The following is a 20,809-nucleotide window of genomic DNA, read 5'->3' on the forward strand; positions in this document are numbered from 1 at the left end:
CTCCTAAACGCTACTAGGCCAGCCACCTATCGATGGCAGCGGTACTGGAGCAAGAAACCTCAGCAAGCCGGGCAATGCGTAACAACTTCTAGCCACTACGTGCTTACTTAAGCACTTATTCGCTTATGCACTTACATGAATGCTTATCACCTATTTATGAGGGAGTACGTCGCAGTGGTGGCCGATCTCTTTTAGGAACTCGTGCGGCCCTCACGCGTCGGACGCTACCGGTGGACGCTCGAACCGGCGACGCGCCTCGGACAGCATCGATAGGCTGAGCTTGCGGACCTCGATCTTGCTCTGCTCGATATGGGCCCTCAGCATCAGCAGGGTGTCATCGCGCTTGCGCAGGCGCAGTGCCTTGAGGATGCTCACGTGCTCGTTGTAGGTCTCTTCGATGCGGGCGCGCTGGGAGAAGTCCAGACGCCGGACGATGCGGATGTGCTCCGTCACCTCGCGGTGCACCCGCAGCATCTCCCGGTTCCCCGTCGCGGCCACCAGCCCGCTGTGAAAGGCTTCGTCCAGTTCGGCAACGGTTTGCATGTCGGTGTGGCGCTGTTCCTGCGGCACGATCCAGACCTGGCACAGGGCTTCCAGCATTTCCGGCAGGTCGACCAGCCCGCACAGCCGATCCACGGCGGCGGACTCGAGCACAATGCGCAGGTCGTAGAGCTCGTCGATACGGGCGAAGTCGAGCGGCTTGACCATCCAGCCGCGGCGGAACTCCACCTCCAGATAGCCTTCGCGCTGTAAGCGATAGAGGGCGTCGCGGACCGGCGTACGGGACACCTGGTAGCGCTCGGCGATCTGCGTCTCTGTGAAGCGGTCATGAGGCAGCAGATAGAAATCGAAGATTTCCTGCTTGATTCTCAGGTAGATCTGCTCGCCCAGGGCGTTGGTCTGGAACTGGGTCATGGGTTATCCCGGGTGTCCAAGGTGTCCAGGTCGATACTGACGTGGGCGGCGACGACCTTCCACTCCCCTTCCAGACACAGCCAGGTCTGCATCTGGCGTCCGACCCGTGCGGTAACGCCATCGCTGAATTCGGTGCTGACGGTGGCGCAGTCCTCGCCGAAGGTGGTGATCACCGTGTGGTGCAGACGTCTGCCCGCCCCGACCGGTTGGCAGAGCCGTCGATACGCGGCGATGGCCTCGCTGCCATAGAGATTTTCCGCCACCCCGAAGCGCACCGTGTGGGGCGACGACCAGAAGTACCCGTCGAGCGTTTCCAGCTCGTTGGCGATCAGCGCCCGCTCGTAATCGCGAAAGGCCGCCGTTACCGCGGCCACTACCTCGGGAAGATTGATTGCGGAAACCGAAGTCATGGCAGGTCCTTGTGCAGAGCGGCTTCCAGAGCCGCCAAAGAGGCCGTCCGGCCGACGATGCCGCCCTGGGCGACGATCATGTCCAGTGTCGCGCGTTTGAACGCCGGGAAATAGCTTTCCGTGGCGTCCTCGATCAGCAGACAACGATAGCCGCGATCATTGGCTTCCCGCATGCTGGTCTGCACGCAGACCTCGGTGGTGACGCCGGCGAACACCAGGTGACTGACGCCCTCGGCTTGCAGTCGCTCGTGCAGACCGGTCGCATGGAACATGCCCTTGCCCGGTTTGTCGATCACCCACTCGCCCTCTATCGGGGCGACCTCGGCGAGGAGCTGGTTGCCGGGTTCGCCACGAACCAGGATGCGCCCCATCGGCCCGGGGTCGCCGATCCGCAGTCCGGGCAGTCCGTGGGCGTGTTTGGCAGGGGGGCAATCGGACAGGTCGGGAAGGTGGGATTCGCGGGTATGGACCACCAGCACCCGGTGCTGACGGGCCAACGCCAGCAGCCGCTGCACGGCTGGGATGATGGCTTTCAGCGGCGTCACATCGTTGCCCAGCGCCGCGCCGAAGCCGCCAGGTTCGATGAAATCCCGCTGCATGTCGATCACCACGAGCGCCGTACTGGCCGGCTCGAAGGCGAAGGTGTCGGGACGGGCGCTCACCTGGATCATACGGCCTCCGCCTGCGTCGCACCGCCCGCCATATGGTGACCCAGCACGGCCCGGTCGGCCTGGGCGATGGCGGTCTCGAAGCCGATATGGCCGTCATGCATCACCAGAATGCGGTCGGCCAGTTCCAGCAGTTCATCCAGGTCTTCGCTCAACAGCAGCACCGCCGCACCGGAATTCCTGGCCGCGACGATCCGTTGGTGAATGAGCGCCGCCGACGCGAAGTCCAGTCCGAACACCGGATTGGAGACGATCAGTACCGCGACCCCCTCGGTCAACTCCCGCGCCAGGACGGCACGCTGGACGTTCCCCCCCGACAGGGTACCGATGGGCCGCTCCGGATCGGCCGGCGTCACCTGGAAGCGCGCGATAAGGTCGCGCGCCTGAGTACGGATGGCTCGGCGATCAAGGCGCCAGCCCTGGCGGCACAGCGGTGCCTGGTCGAAATTGCGCAAGGCCAGGTTCTCCGCCACGCTCAGGCTGGCGATGCAGGCATTGCGCAGCGGCTCCTCCGGCAGGCTGTAGAGGCGCAGGTGCTGCATCTCGCGGCGGGTGGCGTGATAGCGCTGGCCGTTCACCCGGATCTCGCCGGCACCGGCCTTGCGCTGCCCCAGCAGGGCCTCGGTGAGCTCACGCTGGCCGTTACCGGAAATCCCGGCGATACCCACGATCTCGCCGGGGCGTACGGCCAGCGACAGCCCGCTGACCGCCAGCGTCCCCTTGTCGCCTGGCACATCCAGCTTAACCACCTCCAGGCGAGGTGCCGCCTCGATCACGCCGGACCGCTCGAGCTTGGCCGCGGCGGCGCCCGCCTCGCCCATCATCCAGCTGGCCAGGAATTCGGGCGAAGTGTCTGCAACGGCTGTGCTACCAACCAGCCGGCCCTTGCGCAGGACCGTGACGTCATCGGCGAAGGCGGTCACTTCACGAAACTTATGGGTGATCATCAGCACCGAGATATCTCCTCGATGGGCCATCTGCTGCATCAACCCCAAGACTTCATCGGCCTCCTGGGGCGTCAGGACCGAGGTCGGCTCATCAAGGATGATGAGGTGCCTTTCCAGGTACAGCTGCTTGAGGATCTCGAGCTTCTGTTTTTCACCCGCCGCCAGGCTGCTCACGGGACGCTCCAGGTCCAGGCGGAACGGCATGCCCGCCATGAAAGCGGCCAGCCGCTCGCGCTCTTGCGACCAGTCGATACGCCAGGCCAGGTCGCCGCGCGACAGCACCAGGTTTTCCGCGACGCTGAGCCCCGGTGCCACGGTGAAGTGCTGATAGACCATGCCGATTCCGAGGGCGTGGGCGTCCCTCGGCGTGCGGATCTGTCGCTCGCGATCGTTCACCAGGATCGCGCCTTCGTCGAGCGGGCCATAGCCGACGATGCCCTTAACCAGGGTGCTCTTGCCCGCCCCGTTTTCGCCCAGTAAAGCGTGCACGGTCCCGGCCCTGACCTTCAGGGAGACCTCAGCCAGGGCGCGAAAGCTGCCGAAGGTCTTGCCGGCACCGATGATCTCCAGATCCAGGGCGCGCATGGCTCAGTCCCCTGCCAGCACGGCGAGCAGCATGGACGAGTCGCCCACCGCACCAAAGACCCCACCCTGCATCTTGACCATGTTGAGCGCGGCCAAGTGGTTGCCGTGGTCCGTGGCGCCGCAGCAGTCTTCGAGCAGGATGCATTCGAAGCCGCGGTCGTTGCCCTCGCGCATGGTGGTATGGACACAGACATCCGTGGTGATCCCGGTGAGGATCAGGTTGGCGATGCCGCGGGTGCGCAGGATGAGTTCAAGATCCGTGGCGTAGAACGACCCCTTGCCGGGCTTGTCGATGACGATCTCGCCGGGTAGCGGCGCCAGCTCCGGAATGATCTCCCACCCCGGCTCACCCCGGATCAGGATGCGACCGCAGGGACCGTCATCGCCAATGCCGGCGCCGATGTTCCGCGAGCGCCAGCGCTTGTTGGCCGGCAAGTCGGACAGGTCGGGACGATGGCCCTCCCGGGTATGGATGATGGGAAATCCCTGGGCCCGCATGACCTCGAGCACCGACCTTATTGGCTCGATGGGCGCGCGGGTCAGCGACAGGTCGTAGCCCATGGCATCGACATAGCCGCCGACGCCACAGAAGTCGGTCTGCATGTCGATGATCACCAGGGCGGTGTTGGCCGGATCGAGCCGACCGTCATAGGGCCAGGGGTAAGGCGCTGAGGCGAGCAGACGTGGACTCATGGGTCACTCCTGAGCTGAGGGCGTGAACGGGCGCTCCGGTGCGGGCATTCCGCAGGAGGTGCCATCGGTGTGGACCACCTGGTCCTCCCACGGCAGCCGATAGCGACCCGCCGCCAGGTCATGCATGTAGGTGTAGGGGCAATCCTGGGCGCCGCCCTTGACGGCGGAATAGCCACGGTGGCCGAATTGGTAGATGTTGTTCTCCACGCCCCAGTGCACTCGCGCTTCACGCACCAGGTCCGGACGCATTTCACAGCAGACGATCTCGTCGGCACGACCGCCGCCCTGGTTCATCACGCTACCGTCGAAATCGACGAACATGGCTTCGCCCATCGAGTCGAAGGTGCCATCGGACCCACACATGCAGACGCTCGCGGTCTGCATCAGATTGCAGAAGGCATTGGCCTGGTTGGTGATCTGCCAGGCATGACGGATCGGGGCGGTATAGCCCGCGGTACGAATCATGATCTCGGCACCCTTGTAGGCGCACTCGCGCGCCATTTCCGGGAACATGCCATCGTGACAGATGATCAATGCCAGCTTGCTGCCACGCGGACCGTCACAGACTGGAATGCCCTGGTCGCCCGGCTCCCAGGGCTCGACCGGCACCCAAGGGTGCATCTTGCGGTAGTACAGGCGGATCTCGCCGGTATCGTCGACGATGAGACCACTGTTGAAAGGGTTGCCCGCTGGATTGGCCTCCATGATGGAGAAGCAACCCCAGATGCGGTTATCGACGCAGGCCTGGCGTAGCGCCGCCACTTCCGGCCCTTCCAGGGAGCAGAGGATCTCCGGTGAGGTATCCATGGACAGCCCGTGCAGCGAGTATTCCGGGAAGACGATCAGATCCAGGCTCGGCATGCCCCGCCGGGCCTTGCCGACCATTTCCACCACCCTCTGGGTCTGCGCCCACAGGGCCTCCCGGGTATGGGGATCCGGCAGCGACAGCTGCGCCAGACCGATCACGACGCCATTGGGCGACTTGTTCAAACCACCAAGACCACTGGACATGAGCTTTTACCTCTAGCGGGTGAGACTGAGCTCGCCGGGAGCGCCAGTCAGGGTTCGATTTGGCCGGCAGGTGACGAACATCACCAGCAGCGTCAGGGCATAGGGCGCGGCGGCGAACAGGTAGTAACCCGTACTGATACCCACTGCCTGCAGGGCGGGGCCAATGGCGCCGGCCGCGCCGAACAACAAGGAGGCCCACAGGCAATTCAGCGGTTGCCAGCGCGCGAAGATCACCAGGGCCACGGCCATCAACCCCTGGCCACTGGAAAGCCCCTCGTTCCAGCTGCCGGGGTAATACAGCGAGAGATAGGCGCCGCCGACGCCGGCGAGAAAGCCGCCGACCGACGTCGCCCAGATGCGTACCCTGATCGGGTGATAGCCCAGGGCCTGGGCCGATTCGGCATGATCACCGACCAGGCGCAGCATCAGGCCCCAGCGGGTGCTGCGCAGCCCCCAGTGCAGCAGGATGGCCAGGGCTACACCCAGGAAGAACAGCACATTGATGTTCAGTGCCGAGCGCACCCGCTCATCCGCGGACCAGTGCCCCAGCGAAAACGACGGCAGCATGGGTGCCTGCGGCTGGATGAAGGCCTTGCCGAGAAAGAACGCCAGGCCCGTTCCCAGCAGGATCAGGGCGATACCGAAGGCGATGTCGTTGACCTTGGGTAGCGAGCAGACGATGCCATGCAGCAACCCCAACAGCAGGCCGGTACAGCCTGCCGCGAGCACGCCCAGCCAGGGTGAGCCGGACAGGTAGGACGCGGCATAGCCGGTCATGGCCCCCGCGACTAGGATGCCTTCCAGGCCCAGGTTGATGCGTCCGCCTTTCTCGGTGAGGCACTCGCCCAGACTGACGAACAGAAAGGGCGTACCCACCCGCACCGCGCCGGCCAGCAGCGCCAGGAAGAAGGTCAGCCAATCGAGGTTAGCCATGTTCGGGAACGCCTCCGACCGGGGTTGCCGCCTTCGCCAACAGCCGCAGACGCCAGGCCGTGAGGCGTGGGCTCAGGGCTTCCCAGGCCAGCAGATTGGTGAACAGGATGCCCTCGAGGATCAGCGTCGTCGCATCGGGCAGGTCCAGGCGCCGCTGCAACAGGCTGCCGCTGGCCTCTACCCCGCCCAGCAGCGTGGCGCAGAGGATGATGGCCAGGGGGTTATGCCGGGCGGCGAAGGCCACCAGAATGCCGCTGGTGCTATAGCCGGCGATCAGCGCCGCGTTCGCACTGCCCTGCACCGCCGCGACCTCGAACATCCCGGCGAGCCCCGCCGCCGCCCCGCCGAGCAGGCAGGTCATCAGTACCAGGCGATTGACGGAAAGTCCCAGCATCCGCGCGGTTCGCACGTTGCCGCCGACGATGCCCAGGGCGAAGCCGCTGACACTATGGCGCAACAGGACATAGGCCAGCAGGCAGGCGATGACGCCCGCCACCAATCCCCAGTGCACGGCAAAGGCGTCGCTCACGGTACCGATGAGATAGGTATCCTCGAGCGGTACGGTCGAGGGCTTGTTCAGACTCGCCGGATCGCGCAGCGGGCCTTCGACCAATTGCCGAAACAGCGCGATGCCGATGTAGGAGAGCAGCAGGCTGCCGATCGTCTCGTTGAGGCCGCGGCTCTGCCGCATCCAGCCCGCCAGCCCGATCCACAGACCGCCGACCAGCATGGCCGCCAGGCCCATCAGTACCAGCATCAAAGGCCCGGGAAGCGCGGGTAGCCACAGGGGCAGCACCGCGGCGGCCAGACCGCCCAGTACCAGGGCCCCTTCCCCGCCGATGATGATCAGCCCGGCCCGGGCTGGCAGCGCGACGCACAGGGCGGTCAGCATCAGGGGCGCGGCGCGCTGGAGGGTATTTTCCCAGGCGAAGGAAGAGCTGAAGGCGCCTTCGAAGACCAAGGCGCCCGCCGCCAGCGCCGGCTTGTTCTGCACGGCGAGGAAGAGCAGAAACAGTGCGCCCGAGGACAGCACGGCGAGCAGCGTGGGCAGTCCGGGCAGCGCCCTGGCCGCCAGCCGTTGCAGCTTGTGTTCGAGGCTATTCATGCCACCCTCAGATCTGGCCCTGGACGCCTTCGACCAGGTAGTTCATCCGCTCCAGCACCACGTCGGTCTGCGGCTGGCTGGTACCTTCCGCGATGACGACAGTGCCCTTGTTGTCCTTGATCGGGCCCTTGAAGATGACGAAGCTGCCCGCGAGCATCTGGGCCTTGATGGCGTCGGCCTGCTGCTTGGCCGCGTCGCTCACCTTCGGGCCGTAGGCCGAGGTCTTCACGAAGCCGTCCTTGAGCCCGCCACGCATGAAGTTGATCATCGGCTTGCCGGCCTGGGCGGCCTCGACATGGGCGCGATAAGGGGTTTCCCAATTCCACTCGGCACCGGTGAGATAGCCCTCAGGCGCCAGGGCCGCCTGGCTAGCGTGGTAGCCGCAGGTCATGACGCCCCGCTTTTCGGCGGTTTCGACGATCACCTTGGGACCATCCACGTGACAGGTCAGGACGTCGCAGCCGCGGTCGATCAGGCTGTTGGCCGCCTCGGCTTCCTTGACCGGCAGCGACCAGTCACCGGTGAAGATCACCGTGACGGTGATGCTCGGATCGACCGAGCGCGCACCGAGGGTGAAGGCATTGAGGTTGCGCAGCACCTGGGGCACGGGCTTGGCCGCGATGAAGCCGAGCTTCTTCGACTGGCTCATATGGCCCGCCACCACGCCGTTGAGGTACTGACCCTCATCGATGTAGCCGAAGAAACTGCCCGCATTGAGCGGATCCTTACCCTCCTGCCAGAGGCCACCGCAGTGGGCGAAGCGGACATCCGGATACTTCTTCGCCATCTTGAGCACATGGGGGTCGAAGTAGCCAAAGGAGGTGGGGAAGATCAGGGTGGCGCCATCCTGGCGGATCATCGCCTCCATGGATTTCTGCACCGCCACCGTCTCCGGGACATTCTCCTCTTCGATCACCTTGACGTTGGGCAGGGTCTTGATGATCGCAGCGGCCTGCGCATGGGCCTGGTTGTAGCCGAAATCATCGCGGGCGCCGACATAGATGAAGCCGACGACGAGGGGCTTGTCGGCAGCCCGGGCCAGGCTGAACGGGAGTGCGGCACTGGCGCCGATCAGCCCTGCCAGCTTGATGAAATTGCGACGGTCGATAGGATTCATGTCAAGGTCCTCGGTGGGTGTCGGGATCAGAGCGAAGCGCGATAGGCGCGCCAGCCTCCAAAGCGGGTGATGTCTTGGGCGCCATCGAGGCCGGCAGGCTCACAGATGAAGCCCTTGACCCAGCGTCCATCGGCCAACTCGACCGAGCCGATGCCGAGCGGCGCGGGAATCGCGGCGACGAAGGCGCCGAAGAGGCGCAGTGGCATGGTCCAGACCTCGAGGTCGATCGCCGCGCCCTCCTCCGCCACCCTGACCAGGCCAGGCTTGGCCGGCTGGGTATTGGCCAGGGCATAGAGTCGGTAGTGGTCACTGGTGGTGGTGCTGGACAGGCGCCGGGCACCGCTTTCGAGCAGTTGCCAGTTCAGCGGCTGGCCCCAGAGATGCGCGCCCACGACGGCCACTTCCACCTGGGGTTCACCGGCGTCCAGCGGCGCGAGGGCGATGGCGTCGCCTTGGTCTTCGCCTCCGAATAGCGATTGCCAGCGGGCGGCGGTCTCGGCCAGGTACTGGTCCGAACCAGCCCGGCCGATCAGGGTGATACCTGCCGGCAGACCATCGCCCCGGGGTACCCCTGGCAAAGCAAAGGCCGCCATGTTCATCAAATTGACGAAATTGGTGTAGTAGCCCAGGCGCGCATTGCTCTGGACGGGATCCGCCATGACCTCGGCGATGGTGGGCATGCACGGCGCCGTGGGCACCACCAGCAGGTCGAAGCCCGCCAGCAGTCGCTCGGCGTCCCGGGTCAGGGCTTGCAGCCGGTATTGCGCCTCAAAGGTATCGACCGCGGTAAAACGATCCGCGCCAGCCAGGATGCCCTTGACCACGGGATGGAGGGCAGCCGGTCGTTCAGCATAGAACTGCCCTACGGCAGCCCGTCTTTCGGCCACCCAGGGTCCCTGATAAAGCAGTGCGGCTGCTTCGGCCAGGACGGCATAGGGTATTTCGTCGATCGTGACGCTGGGATCCTGGCGCAACCGCGCCAGGCTCTGCGCGTAGGCTTGCGCGGCCTGGCCGTCGCCGAAGAATTCCGGCTGCGCCGGTACCGCCACCCTACGCCGCCGGCGCTGCACGGGCCGGGTCAGGGGTTGGCGCGCATAGGCGTCCTCGGCATCGTAGTGGGCCGCCACCTGCATGACCTGCCAGGCACTGGCGGCATCCGCGGCGAAGATGGACAGGGTATCGACGCTCCGGCAGGCCGGCACGACGCCGCGGCTGCTCAGCAGTCCCAGGCTCGGCTTGAGCCCGACGATCCCATTGAATCCGGCGGGCACCCGCCCGGAGCCGGCCGTATCCGTCCCCAGGGCGAAGGCGACATAGCCCAGGGCGACGGCGACGGCCGAGCCGGAGCTGGAGCCACCGGACACGTAGCGCTCATCGACCGCGTTGCGCACGGCGCCATAGGGCGAGCGGACGCCCACCAGGCCCGTGGCGAACTGATCGAGGTTGGTCTTGCCGACCAGGATGGCGCCGGCATCCAGCAGACGCTGGACGACGTAGGCGTTTTCCCGGGCCACGTAGGCGAACTCCGGACAGGCCACCGTGGTGGGGAGTCCTGCCACATCGATGTTGTCCTTGACCGCGAAGGGAATGCCAAAGAGTGGAAACCGCTCCTGCAGCGCGCCGCCGAGCTCGTTGGCCTGCTGCTCCAACTCCCGGGCCCGCGCCTGCAGGGCCGCCTGCGGCAGACGGTGAATCCATACCTCCGGTCGATCACTGAGCTCCAGCATCTCGAGCAAGGTCTGTACGGTCTGGCTGGGCGTCAGATCACCTGCGGCATAGCGCTGGGTCAGGGTACTGATGGGGTACGGATTCATGAGCATCCATTCCTGTATACAAGTGTGAATTCAAGATTTGCATGCTCTGTGCCAAGTTGTGCTTGGTGTCCAAGGGCGGCTTCTATTCCCCGTCCTTGAGCCTTCAGACACCAGCTAAAAGAACGGAGGTGACGGCCCAATGTGCGCCCCGTGCACCGGTAGCGTGCAGTCGGCTGATGCACGCACCGCTTTGGTTGGCGCCGCTTGGGCGGTTACGCCGGCCGCCAGTCGAGCACCTTCCATCCTGCGGCCTGGGCCTGAGCCAGCAGTACCTCGTCGGGGTTGACCGCCACCGGGTGCTCGACCTTGCTCAACAGGGGCAGGTCGTTACGGGAGTCTGAGTAGAAACTGGCGCCCGCCAGGGACTCGTGCTGCTCCTGAAGCCACTGCTCGAGACGGATCACCTTGCCCTCACGGTAGGTGAGCACGCCCGAGGTGCGCCCCGTATACCGACCTGCGACGACCTCCACGTCTATCGCCAGCACCTCGTCGATACCGAGGCAGGCCGCGATGGGTTGGACCAGGAAGGCCGCCGAGGCCGAAATTACCAGCAGACGGTCGCCCGCCTGGCGGTGGGCCTCCACGGTGCTGCGGGCGTCGGGATAGAAGCGCGGTGCGATGACCGTATCGAGGTAACCGTGCACCACCTCGGCCACCTCCTTGGGCGTCCGGCCAACCAGCGGTTCGAGGCTGAACGCCATGTAGTCTTCCATGGCCAGTTGCCCCTGGCCGTACAGGGCCATGAGCACCTGGTCGCGGCGCGGGAAGTCCTCGGCGTCTACCCAGCCGATGCGTGCCATCCAGGCACTCCAGAGGCTGGCGCAATCGCCGTGGATGAGGGTTTCGTCGAGGTCGAACAAAGCAAGAGCCATGGGAATTTTCCAGCGTGTTGAAGAGACGCGGCCGCCAACAGCGCGCTGGCGGCCGGGAGGGACGGCTCAGCCCATTGCCGGCGCTACCGCACCTTTGGCGGCCGGACGCGGGGCCACGCCGAGCTCGAACAGATCGGCGACCCGCCGGCTTTCCGCCTCACTGGGCTTGATGGCCAGAGCGCAACCCACAAACACCAGGGCATTGAAGATCACGCCGACGATCCCGCTGGTGAGCGAACCCAGGGCAGCGATGTCGTCCGGGTAGAGCACCGTCAGGACGATGGCGATGAGAATGCCGGTGAGCATCCCCAGGATGGCGCCCTGCTTGTTGCCCCAGCGGGTGAAGATGCCGAAGAACAGCGGCACGGCCAGCTGGATGATCCCCTGGTAGGAGATCTGGGCCAGCAGCTGCAGGCGTGAGTAGTTGAACGTCAGGTAGGCCACCACGGCGGCGGCGGCGATGAAGACGATCATTCCGCCCTTGGCCAGCGCGGTGAGCTGGCGGTCGGTCCGGGGCGTGGTCCAGGTCGCGAGATCATTAGCGAACTGCACACCGCAGACCTGCACGCAGCCGTCGACGTGACCGATGCTCGCGGCCAGGACGATGGCGATGGCCAGCGCCAACAGCCACGGCCCGCCGATATCGAACAGGGACAGGAACCAGCCCTGCTGCGGATGGGCCGCCACGTTCGGGTCCTGGCTGACCGCGGCGGCGAACAGCATGAGGATGCCGTAGAAGCCGCCCACCAGCAGGATGGTATAGACCGTGCCCTTCTTTACCGAGCGGACGCCGCTGGCGGTGTAGATGCGCTGGAAGCTCATGGGCCAGCACATGGAGCCGATCACCCCGGTGAAGATCAGGCTGAACATGTACCAGGCGCCATAGCCGGTGCCGGTGTCTCCGGGAATCAGCAGCATCTTGGCCGGCAGTTCGGCCAGGTTGGCGAAGGAGGCGTTTTCACTGCCCCCCAGCAGGAAGACGCAGAGCGCCGCGGCCAGGACGTAGGCGATCAGGCCCTGGTACATGTCGGTCATGATCAGGCCACGCATGCCCATGCTCACCGTCCAGTATTGGCGGATCAGCACCACCAGCACGCCCGCGGTCAGGCAGGCGGTGATGCCCCAGCTGCCGAAGCTGGCGAACTGGAACAGCATGGCCAGTGCCTGGATGCCCATGACCACCCAGGGGAATACCGAGATGATGCCGATGATGGAGGCCAGTCGCTTGACCGCCGGGCTGTCGAATCTCATGCCCAGCAGGTCAGGCTGGGTGGTGAGGTTGAATCTCTGGCCCCAGGTCCAGGCGCGATTGGCCATGAGGTACATGGCGGTCACGCCGAGGGTCGAATAGACCATGCCGTAGAAGCCGAGGGCCCCGCCCACCGACAACGAGAAGAACGCCGTGAAGGTAGCGCCCGGCCACCAGGAGTTGGTGTAGCACATGGCGATGTACCAGGGCCCGTAGGAACGACCGCCGACCGCGTAGTCGGCGAAGTCATGGCTCTGCTTGTTGGTGAGATAGAGCACGGCGATCATCCCGGCCAGGAACAGGCCGATGACGCCGAAGCTGATGAGCATATCGAAGGAGCTACCGGCAGGGATCATGGCTGGGTCTCCTTGGGGATGTCGCCATTGGCGGATTCGACGAGATAGAGCGCCGCTACGCCGACGCCGAGCAGTACGGCGATGAGGATCCAGTAGAAGATCGGCAAGGGAATGCCCAGTACCACTTGAGTGCTGCCGCTCACGCTGAGATAGAACGGCGGGAAGACCGCCATCAGCAGCAGGGCGCAGAAGTACAGACCGAAACCGCAGGTCTTGAGCGAGAAAGGACGGGAGGACGTCATGACGACACCCCCTTCCGGACGCCGCAGAGCAGCGCTGCGGAAGGTACACGAGGGGAAATGAGACTGTTCACGAGGGCTGGTTCCTGTGGCAGGCCGACGGTTGATCGAAAGAGGCTTCGCGAGGCAGTCGAGGGGCGCGCCTGCGCGATGAACAGGTCATCTGCAGGGGGACGCCGGTGTTTCCTATCGTTGTCGGCCACCTTCTGCGAAGTGGCTCGGGGATCCGTCAGACCTGCCTGAGCCAGGTCTCCCAGCGGGAATCGTGGATGACGCTGCGGGCGCGGCTGTGCTTGAGCGCGCCGTATTTGTAGAAGTCGAAGTCGATCTGCGAGACGGCGTGTTGCACCATGGCCCAGGTGGACCACTTGAGGTCGGCCAGCGCCTTGTTGACGTACACCCGCGCCAGCGTCTGAGGGGTCACGGCGCCGAAATAGTCTTCGAGCAAGGCCAATTCCATGTCCGGGGCGAAGAACATCTCGCCGAACCAGAGCGCCAGTTCATAGTGGCGATCATTGTTGGAGGCATATTCGAAGTCCACCAGCCGCACCTCGGCCGCGGCGTTGAGCATGAAATTACCGGCCAGGGTGTCGTTCATGCAGGGCGCCAGATCGACCCCGGACGCCTCCAGTGCCTGCCGGGCACGGCGATACTGGCGGTCGAGCCAGGCATGGTCATCGGGCCATTGCCCGCCCAGCTCATGCACCTGGCGCTGGTGCTCGTCGATCATGTCGAAGGCCGTCTTGGTCTGGATCAGCAACGGCTGGTCGTTGAAGGCCTTGAGTGCACGCAGCGCCCGGTGGCGGACGTCGCGATCGAGGAAGTCACGATTGGACGAGGCGCGCCAGCCCTCCATGAACTCGAAGACCTCCACGCCGTGTGCCTCGAGAAAGGCCACCACCGGGGCGCCATAACCGGTGGCCGCGGCCTTGAGGCTGGCATCGTGGGCGGTACGCCGGTCGATGAAGAGCTCCGTGCCCTGTTGCTGACCAGCGTATCCACCGCCGAGAGCGGCAGGGTGTTGATGAAGGTGCGGTGACCGAACTTGGCGTCGTCCGCCAGGATGACGCTGCGGCGACAGTTCACCGTCAGCGTGCGACGCAGATGCGCCTCGGGTTCCTCGTAGTCCATGAGCCCCAGCTCGGCATCCACCGCGCCGATCCCCATGAAGGCGATGTCGTAGTGAAAGCCCGCGGCGAACGCCAGGGTATGCGGGCCGATCAGGGCGTTATCGTTGCGGCGGATATCCCCAGGGGTCATCAGCACCTGATTGGCGCTGTGCTGTGTGAGCAGCAGGCCAATATCCAGGGAGTTGGTCACCACCCGCAGGGCTTTGAACCGGGTGAGCTGCTGCGCGAGCGCCAGGGTCGTCGTACCGGTGTCCAGGAACAGCGCCATGCCGTCCTGGACCAGTTCCGCCGCACAGGCCGCCAGACGGGTCTTGGCGCGCGTCTGGATGCGGCTACGCACCTGCAGGGGTTGCTCTTCGTTGGGCTTGGGCAGCACCGCACCGCCATGGATCCGACGCAGCTTGCCGGCCTCCTCAAGGTGCTTGAGATCACGCCGGATCGTCTCTTCCGATACCTGCATGGCTTGCGCCAGGTCTGCGGCCTTGACGCGCTGCTGCAGGTTGATGAGACGCAAGATTTCGTCAAGGCGAGGCTGGTTCAGCATGGCAGGAGTCGTCCGCAACAGAGAGAAGCGCTCAGTGTAACGGGCTGCTCCGGCTGATTTCGCGCGGCGTGCGTGCAGCCTCGCCGCGACCTTGGGCGGCGAGAACAGGCGAGGCGATAGCGGGACGGATGAAGCCATGGAACGTTCCTTTCACGGATGGAGCGGTGAAAGGCAGGTTGGAAAGGTGGTGCAACGGGCCAGCCTCTTTAGCGGGCGAGCGCCGTGTGGATCAGGTCAACGCAGCAGGGGTGGTACTCTATGAGCCCAAGGCAGCAGGGCCTCGACGGCGGCGCAGAACTGCAGGACCGCGGCATCCGCATGCCGGGGCCCCACCACCTGCAGGCCAATGGGCAACTCGTCGGCACTCCAGGCACAGGGCAGGCTCGCCGCAGGATTTCCCGACAGGTTGAAGGGATAGGTAAAGGGGGTCCAGCGCGCCCAAGGGGTGCCGCTGCCGGCTGCCTCGTAGCCCTCCTCCGGCCCGGTCAGGTGGGCGGGAAAAGGCAAAATCGGCAAGGTCGGCAGCAGCAATAGATCGTAGGACTCGAACAACGCGTGGACCTGGTTGGCAAACATCGCGCGCTGCTGGGAAGCCGCAAGATAGTCGGCGAGATCGTACTGACGCGCCTTCTCGATCAAGGTGGCGAAGCCGGGATCGAGCTCGCCCAGTCGGCCGCCCAAGGTCTTGCCATAGGCGATGCCGCGCCCTGCTACCCAGAGCGTCTCGAAGGTCGTCAGCGGATCGCGCCAGTCCAGGGTCAGACGGGTTCTACCTCGTTTCCACGGACGGTTTGAAAAGGGCTGAAAACTTCAGATCTTGCCGGGCGACTCTACGACGCATTCGTGGGTTATGAAACCGCTCGATGTAGTCGAATAAATCCGCCCGTGCTTCATCACGAGTTCGATACGACTGATGGGCAACGCGCTCCCGTTTGAGCTGACCGAAGAAGCCTTCACAGGCAGCGTTGTCGCCGCAATGCCCGACTGCACTCATGCTGCAGACCAGCGTGTTGCGATTCAGAAAGCGCTGGTAGTCAGCACTGGTGAATTGGCTGCCGCGATCCGAATGCAGGATCACTGACCAGTCACCCTGGCGCTGCCAGATCGCCATCTCCACCGCTCGAATCACCATCTGCCGATCCTGACGGTGATGCATCGACCAACCGATCACCAGCTTGCTGTACAAGTCGAGCACCACGCATAGGAAGAGCTTGCCTTCCAGTGTGGCTATTTCCGTGATGTCCGTGACCCACTTGCGCTCCGGTTCCTGCGCAGTGAAATCGCGCTCCAGCAGGTTTTTCACGCCTGCTGGACGCCCGCTGGCGAGTCTGCCAAAGCCACGCCTCTTGCGGCGTGGCCAACCTTGAATTCGCTCAGCCGCCATCAGGCGAGCAACACGGTTCAGGCTGACGGTTTCGCCCTCGTCGAGCAGATCCTCGTGCATCCGGGGCGCTCCGATCACACCACGGCTGTCCTCGTGAATCTCCCGAATGCGCCTTACCAGGCGTGCATTCTCTTGAGTTCGCGGGCTTGGATCACGATTCTGCCAGGCGTAATAGCCACTGGCAGAAACCTTCAGGCAACGGCACATCAGACGTACCGGGTACTCGTTGCGGCAGCGCTGGATCACCGTGTACCGCTCGATGATTCCCTGGCAAAGTACGCTGCCGCGTCTCTTAAAAAATCACGTTCCTTGGTCACCCGGGCCAACTCACGCTTGAGGCGGGCCAGCTCCTCATCTCGCGGACTACCGGTTCCGGGAAAGGCCTTTTCTGTGCCTGGTTGTGCTTCTCGAACCCAGCGTGTGAGCAGGTTCGGAGCTACACCAATCTCCAGGGCCACTTGTCGACAGCTCGCCCCTGAACGACGAACCAACTCGATGGCTTCCCGCTTGAATTCAGGACTGTATTTCTTGCGCTTCATGAACACTCCTTCAGCTCGGTATGAGCTTACTCGAAAGTGTCCGTGCTAACGGGGTAGAACCCGGTCCAAGGTACCGCGCTATCAGTAGCTACCTGATACCAAACGCCGCGCGCTGAGCTTAGTACTCGGCCTACCAAACGATCACTTAGTCAACGTCCGGCGAGGCTGCCCACGGGGCGCCGCCGCGACGTTGCTGATTCTCTTCCGATCGGAGCGAACAAAGCGCAGCTCGATACGCCGCATCGCCGCATCGCCGCATCGCCGCACAGATATTCTGGCTCGCTCTTTTAGCCGTCCGGCCGGTGTATCCACGCGGGCGGTATCGACCCAGCGACGCGAGAAACGTGCCCTACTAGATGCCATTGTTGTTCCAAAGCATTGACAGGATCTAACCGTTTCTCGACGGTTCCGTTCGTTGTGTCGCCACAATGGCGACACTTTAAAGCCACTTTGGAGCCACAATAGCGCCATCTTGGAGCCACGTTGGAGCCACATTGCCGCCATTAGGTCTTCAAATATGCTGTGCCGTATTGATGGCAGCACATTTCTGAACAATGTCCTCGCGGAAATAAGAAATGATCGCACGGAGGAATTGCCGGGAGTTTAGGCTATTTGCCGGCTAAATGAGTATAAGTGAGGGGCTCAGCCCCGTTACTCCCCGCTCACAGATGGGCGCGGGCTCGATGACTCAGCGTGTGCGACAAGTAACGTACAAGATGTACCGGGTAAGCGATTGACTGTGAAAGTAAGTAACCGGTACACGTGAAAACAGGTAACCTTTTCATGTACCCGATAAACGCAGACTGTGAAGGTAAACATCCGAAAACCGGCAGTAAACGGACGGAAAGCGGGGAGTAACGGGCCATGTCACCAGGATCGACACCCTGCGATCAGGTTAAACAATGATGAGGACAGGACAGAGCGCTCCCCTGTGGCGGCATGCCCGTGCTGGGTACAGCAGACACGGGGAATGGGCCGTGATTGGCCGTTACTGGAGCTATGTGCTCGCAGGCGTTTGATGCGACCACCAGTCGTTGAGAACGGTTGTCCCAGCTGCAGCTGCCGCCAGCAGTTACCCAGTTGGCGGCATGTCCGCTCGCCGGAGACCGGACCTGGGAACAGTTGATCCGGGGAAACAGCTCGATACATGGCGGCGTATCCGCAGCCGCCCAGGACTGGCGAGCTAGAAACCTATTGCTACCGCGCCGCATAGCGGCTTGGTGGCTCCCGCGCTGCGCGGCGACAAGTCACCGCACACCACGGCAACTTGGGTTTGCCCTGTACTAGCACGCATAAATAAGAAAAGAGATCTCAACCGATCGCAGTAATCGGTAAAGAGCCGCTGAGTCTCGGAGCGTGAAGCTTGCAGCCAAGTAATGTATTGGTGATGAGTTGAGTCACCAGACCCATAAAGACTATAGCAGGAAGATAGTAGCGATAGGCAGTAAGCTTGTAAGTGAGGGGAATTTCTTCTTGACACCGCTGCTAATCTTGGCTCGCCTGCAGTCTTAATTTAAAAAAGCGAGATTATTCAGTCCACTGCAAGGACACAAAAGGCCGTCACTTACTACCAGCTCGCGTAACAAGCTTAGCAAATACCTGACTAAGGGGCTAAACATCAGCAATTTTAACAAGCCTATGATCATACTTGCGATCTGTCGACTAGTGATCTACGTCTTTGCATAGGGCAGACAAGTATTATCAAGCTCAAGATTTCCCGCAACGACTATTGCGGAATTGAGACGACCTAAACTGGCTTCAGAGAAGCAACAAAATCAAAGTATTGATTAATTTTTCAAAGCCAACCTGGTATTGAGTTAAGATCCGATGATTAAATCGGATTCCAGCTTTTTATTTACCCAGTGACGCAAAAGGCGCCTTCCATCGGGAAATCAAAGAGCGGATCATGTGGGCCAGAGTGTTTGCTTTCGAAAACGCGAGGTACCGCGCTCAAGCAGAGGCGTAATGGGATTCACGCACCCAAATTCGATTATCGTTGATGCTTCCGTGAAGCTCCGATAATTTATTTACGTTTCGCCCTAGTAATTTGCAAATGAAAAGGCTATAACGGCAATCACCGCTTAATCTCGAGAAGATCACGATGTCCCTGATCCAAGAATACCGTCAAACCGAAGCTGCAATTGAAGAACTCAAGCAGCGCCTGGAACAGCTTAATAGCGATGAGCGTCTGCAGAAAGAGCTCGAATTCGAGAAGAAACTGCGCGCTCTGCTCGGCGAGCACAGCAAATCGCTCCGGGACGTTATTGCAATCCTGGATCCTGATCGCAGTGCCAATTCGGGTCGCAAAAATAGTGCCCCTGCTGTTCCGCAACAGCGCCGGGTGCGTACGCTGAAGCGCTATAAACACCCTGAAACCGGTGAAGTCATCGAGACTAAGGGCGGCAACCACAAGCGACTGAAGGCTTGGAAATCCGAGCACGGTGCGGACACCGTTGAGAGCTGGCTACAGGGCGAGTAACTACGCCGACCGACGCCGGCGGACCTTGTGTATCACCGCCGGCGCTGTCATTTTCAGCGCCCTTGATCCAACGTCTGAGACTAGGATGCTTCACCAGCTGCTTCTCAGCACCCTCCCCTATCTTGGTTCTCGTGGGCCATCAGATCTGCTGTAAGAATCTTTCATCCAGCTCGGTTGCCGATCACTCAGATGATCCATGGCCGAATTTCGCGCACGCATCAAATGCCCACGCGCCCCCGATTTCATACTTCCAGAAAGAGGCCACTGCCATAGGTGCTAGGTGTTCTATCTCGGTAGAGGTACTGTCGCATAGCGAAAAGAATCTCTCGCTATGCAACGGTCGCTCGCGCGACTACACCGCACCGCACTATCGTCCGCTGATCGATGAGGGCACACGCGTCCGGGCGTGGCTCGCGGCGTTCGCCTACCAACCCGACCTCGAGTAGTCCTCACCGTGATCCACTCTCCAAAGCTTGACAACTTCCCACTCGTCGAAGTGGCCTTCCGGCCCCCCGGGCCAGCCGCTGGCCAACGCGGAGCTCTATCGGCTCGCCGCCGCATGGCTCCAGGACCGTGAGGTTCACGACAAGTAGCCAATCGGCGCGGCCGGCCAGCCTTGCAGTCCCATCACGCGCGAGATCCGCTGGCATCTGCACACACTTGAGGCATGCGGCACCTTGGATGCGCGTGCCTCATGAACGAAGCATGTGGCAGCTGACCGAAAAAGGCGAAGCGTGGGATGCATCGAGTGCCGCTGAGGGCGCTGCCAACGGATTACACCCTGACCGCGCCAGAATTAGCCTACGACAAATGGGTGAATCGCCCCTAGTTTCGTAGACACCTCCAAGCCTCATAATGAGACCCAGCAGGAGGTGCCATGAGCAACCAGCGTTACCCCGAAGAATTCAAGATTGAAGCGGTCAAGCACATCACTGAACGCGGCTTGCGCGTTGCTGATGTAGCAGAGCGTTTAGGCGTGTCCACACACAGCCTGTACGCCTGGGTAAAGCGCTACAGCAAACCCCAAATACAGCGGCAGCAGGTAGATGATCAGCAGGCTGAGCTGCGTCGCTTGCGCGCGGAACTCAAGCGGGTGACCGAAGAGCGAGACATCCTAAAAAAGGCCGCTGCGTACTTTGCCAAGGAGTCCGGCTGAAGTACGCCGTTATCAGCAAACTGTCGGTGGAGTACCCGGTACGGCGTCTCTGCCAGACCCTCCAGGTGCATCCCAGCGGTTACTACGCCTGGCTGGCCGAGCCGAAATCCGCGCGTGCCAAGGAAGATCAGCGTCTGCTCGGATTGATCAAGCATGCCTGGTTGGAAAGCGGCGGGGTCTACGGCTACCGCAAGATCCACGACGACCTGCGTGAGCTGGGCGAGTCCTGTGGCCGGCATCGTGTGGCTCGCCTGATGAGGAGAGAGGGGCTGCGCTCTCAGACCGGTTATCGCCGGCGCCCCGGGTACTACGGTGGCAAGCCGCCAGTGGCCTCGCCCAACCGTCTGGAGCGGCAGTTCAATATCAGTGAACCGAACAAGGTCTGGGTCACCGACATCACTTACATCCGCACGTATGAGGGCTGGTTGTACTTGGCGGTGGTGCTGGATCTGTTTTCTCGCCAAGTGATCGGCTGGTCGATGAAGCCTCGGATGTGCAGCGATCTGGCCATCGATGCGTTGCTGATGGCAGTGTGGCGGCGCAAGCCCAAGCAGGAAGTGATGATCCATTCCGACCAGGGCAGCCAGTTCAGCAGCTCGGACTGGCAGAGTTTCCTCAAGGCCAACAATCTGATCAGCAGCATGAGTCGACGCGGTAACTGTC

The 20,809-nt window shown here is 62.8% G+C and carries 15 protein-coding genes and 4 pseudogenes; 2 read left to right on the forward strand and 17 right to left on the reverse strand.

All coding sequences use genetic code 11. The features are described 5' to 3' along the window. Positions 1-210: 210 nt before the first annotated feature. From FEZ61_RS22595 to FEZ61_RS22675, 17 genes and pseudogenes are all read right to left on the reverse strand, one after another. On the reverse strand, positions 211-915 hold the full coding sequence (locus FEZ61_RS22595; protein WP_007162806.1) for a GntR family transcriptional regulator: 705 nt from the start codon (positions 913-915) through the stop codon (positions 211-213). Further along, positions 912-1,325 (reverse strand): oxalurate catabolism protein HpxZ, encoded by a 414-nt coding sequence (gene hpxZ, locus FEZ61_RS22600; protein ID WP_007162805.1) that lies wholly within the window; start codon positions 1,323-1,325, stop codon positions 912-914. The genes FEZ61_RS22595 and hpxZ overlap by 4 nt, the downstream gene beginning before the upstream one ends. Further along, positions 1,322-1,996 carry an isochorismatase family cysteine hydrolase gene (locus FEZ61_RS22605; protein WP_007162804.1) on the reverse strand — a complete coding sequence of 225 codons (675 nt, stop codon included), beginning with the start codon at positions 1,994-1,996 and terminating at the stop codon, positions 1,322-1,324. Before FEZ61_RS22605 ends, hpxZ begins: the two co-directional genes overlap by 4 nt. Further along, positions 1,993-3,525, reverse strand: a complete 1,533-nt coding sequence (locus tag FEZ61_RS22610; protein ID WP_007162803.1) for an ATP-binding cassette domain-containing protein — start codon at positions 3,523-3,525, stop codon at positions 1,993-1,995. Before FEZ61_RS22610 ends, FEZ61_RS22605 begins: the two co-directional genes overlap by 4 nt. Before the next feature lie 3 nt (positions 3,526-3,528). Then, positions 3,529-4,218 (reverse strand): isochorismatase family cysteine hydrolase, encoded by a 690-nt coding sequence (locus tag FEZ61_RS22615; protein WP_007162802.1) that lies wholly within the window; start codon positions 4,216-4,218, stop codon positions 3,529-3,531. Positions 4,219-4,221: 3 nt separating this feature from the next. Continuing rightward, positions 4,222-5,229 (reverse strand): formamidase, encoded by a 1,008-nt coding sequence (locus FEZ61_RS22620; protein WP_007162801.1) that lies wholly within the window; start codon positions 5,227-5,229, stop codon positions 4,222-4,224. 12 nt (positions 5,230-5,241) lie between these two features. Further along, on the reverse strand, positions 5,242-6,162 hold the full coding sequence (locus FEZ61_RS22625) for an ABC transporter permease (protein ID WP_007162800.1): 921 nt from the start codon (positions 6,160-6,162) through the stop codon (positions 5,242-5,244). Further along, positions 6,155-7,267, reverse strand: a complete 1,113-nt coding sequence (locus FEZ61_RS22630; RefSeq protein WP_007162799.1) for an ABC transporter permease — start codon at positions 7,265-7,267, stop codon at positions 6,155-6,157. The genes FEZ61_RS22625 and FEZ61_RS22630 overlap by 8 nt, the downstream gene beginning before the upstream one ends. Positions 7,268-7,274: 7 nt before the next feature. Further along, the gene (locus FEZ61_RS22635; protein ID WP_007162798.1) at positions 7,275-8,384 is read right to left on the reverse strand and encodes a BMP family ABC transporter substrate-binding protein; all 1,110 of its coding nucleotides are present in this window, start codon (positions 8,382-8,384) and stop codon (positions 7,275-7,277) included. A gap of 26 nt (positions 8,385-8,410) precedes the next feature. After that, positions 8,411-10,198 (reverse strand): allophanate hydrolase, encoded by a 1,788-nt coding sequence (atzF, locus tag FEZ61_RS22640; protein ID WP_007162797.1) that lies wholly within the window; start codon positions 10,196-10,198, stop codon positions 8,411-8,413. A gap of 212 nt (positions 10,199-10,410) precedes the next feature. Then, positions 10,411-11,070, reverse strand: a complete 660-nt coding sequence (locus FEZ61_RS22645) for an HAD family hydrolase (protein WP_017638720.1) — start codon at positions 11,068-11,070, stop codon at positions 10,411-10,413. A gap of 66 nt (positions 11,071-11,136) precedes the next feature. Further along, on the reverse strand, positions 11,137-12,675 hold the full coding sequence (locus FEZ61_RS22650) for a sodium:solute symporter (RefSeq protein ID WP_017638721.1): 1,539 nt from the start codon (positions 12,673-12,675) through the stop codon (positions 11,137-11,139). Continuing rightward, a complete protein-coding gene (locus tag FEZ61_RS22655) occupies positions 12,672-12,917 on the reverse strand; it encodes a hypothetical protein (protein ID WP_017638722.1) in 246 nt (81 codons plus the stop codon). Before FEZ61_RS22655 ends, FEZ61_RS22650 begins: the two co-directional genes overlap by 4 nt. A 226-nt stretch (positions 12,918-13,143) precedes the next feature. Further along, positions 13,144-13,893, reverse strand: a pseudogene (locus FEZ61_RS22660) (choline kinase family protein); the annotation flags it as partial. Next, positions 13,884-14,588: pseudogene (locus FEZ61_RS22665) on the reverse strand (DeoR/GlpR family DNA-binding transcription regulator); the annotation flags it as partial. The pseudogenes FEZ61_RS22665 and FEZ61_RS22660, both read right to left, overlap by 10 nt. Before the next feature lie 234 nt (positions 14,589-14,822). Beyond that, a pseudogene (locus tag FEZ61_RS22670) lies at positions 14,823-15,356 on the reverse strand (amidase family protein); the annotation flags it as partial. Between the two features lies 1 nt (position 15,357). Further along, positions 15,358-16,511 (reverse strand): IS3 family transposase gene (locus FEZ61_RS22675; RefSeq protein WP_145156276.1). Its coding sequence is split into 2 segments (ribosomal slippage): positions 15,358-16,265 and positions 16,265-16,511, totalling 1,155 coding nucleotides; the frame shifts between segments, so codons are not numbered across the junction. 2,101 nt (positions 16,512-18,612) lie between these two features. On the opposite strand from FEZ61_RS22675, the gene FEZ61_RS22680 reads away from it, so the two are divergent. After that, positions 18,613-18,990 carry a histone-like nucleoid-structuring protein, MvaT/MvaU family gene (locus FEZ61_RS22680; protein WP_007163113.1) on the forward strand — a complete coding sequence of 126 codons (378 nt, stop codon included), beginning with the start codon at positions 18,613-18,615 and terminating at the stop codon, positions 18,988-18,990. An 877-nt stretch (positions 18,991-19,867) separates the two neighbouring features. Further along, a pseudogene (locus FEZ61_RS22685) lies at positions 19,868-20,809 on the forward strand (IS3 family transposase); the annotation flags it as partial.

It is taken from the genome of Pseudomonas sp. MS15a(2019) (assembly GCF_013277805.1).
GTDB lineage: Bacteria > Pseudomonadota > Gammaproteobacteria > Pseudomonadales > Pseudomonadaceae > Chryseomonas > Chryseomonas benzopyrenica.

Coding starts and splice junctions, on each gene's coding strand:
- FEZ61_RS22595 (WP_007162806.1), bottom strand. CDS start 915: ATGACCCAGTTCCAGACCAACGCCCTGGGCGAGCAGATCTACCTGAGA.
- hpxZ (WP_007162805.1), bottom strand. CDS start 1,325: ATGACTTCGGTTTCCGCAATCAATCTTCCCGAGGTAGTGGCCGCGGTA.
- FEZ61_RS22605 (WP_007162804.1), bottom strand. CDS start 1,996: ATGATCCAGGTGAGCGCCCGTCCCGACACCTTCGCCTTCGAGCCGGCC.
- FEZ61_RS22610 (WP_007162803.1), bottom strand. CDS start 3,525: ATGCGCGCCCTGGATCTGGAGATCATCGGTGCCGGCAAGACCTTCGGC.
- FEZ61_RS22615 (WP_007162802.1), bottom strand. CDS start 4,218: ATGAGTCCACGTCTGCTCGCCTCAGCGCCTTACCCCTGGCCCTATGAC.
- FEZ61_RS22620 (WP_007162801.1), bottom strand. CDS start 5,229: ATGTCCAGTGGTCTTGGTGGTTTGAACAAGTCGCCCAATGGCGTCGTG.
- FEZ61_RS22625 (WP_007162800.1), bottom strand. CDS start 6,162: ATGGCTAACCTCGATTGGCTGACCTTCTTCCTGGCGCTGCTGGCCGGC.
- FEZ61_RS22630 (WP_007162799.1), bottom strand. CDS start 7,267: ATGAATAGCCTCGAACACAAGCTGCAACGGCTGGCGGCCAGGGCGCTG.
- FEZ61_RS22635 (WP_007162798.1), bottom strand. CDS start 8,384: ATGAATCCTATCGACCGTCGCAATTTCATCAAGCTGGCAGGGCTGATC.
- atzF (WP_007162797.1), bottom strand. CDS start 10,198: ATGAATCCGTACCCCATCAGTACCCTGACCCAGCGCTATGCCGCAGGT.
- FEZ61_RS22645 (WP_017638720.1), bottom strand. CDS start 11,070: ATGGCTCTTGCTTTGTTCGACCTCGACGAAACCCTCATCCACGGCGAT.
- FEZ61_RS22650 (WP_017638721.1), bottom strand. CDS start 12,675: ATGATCCCTGCCGGTAGCTCCTTCGATATGCTCATCAGCTTCGGCGTC.
- FEZ61_RS22655 (WP_017638722.1), bottom strand. CDS start 12,917: ATGACGTCCTCCCGTCCTTTCTCGCTCAAGACCTGCGGTTTCGGTCTG.
- FEZ61_RS22680 (WP_007163113.1), top strand. CDS start 18,613: ATGTCCCTGATCCAAGAATACCGTCAAACCGAAGCTGCAATTGAAGAA.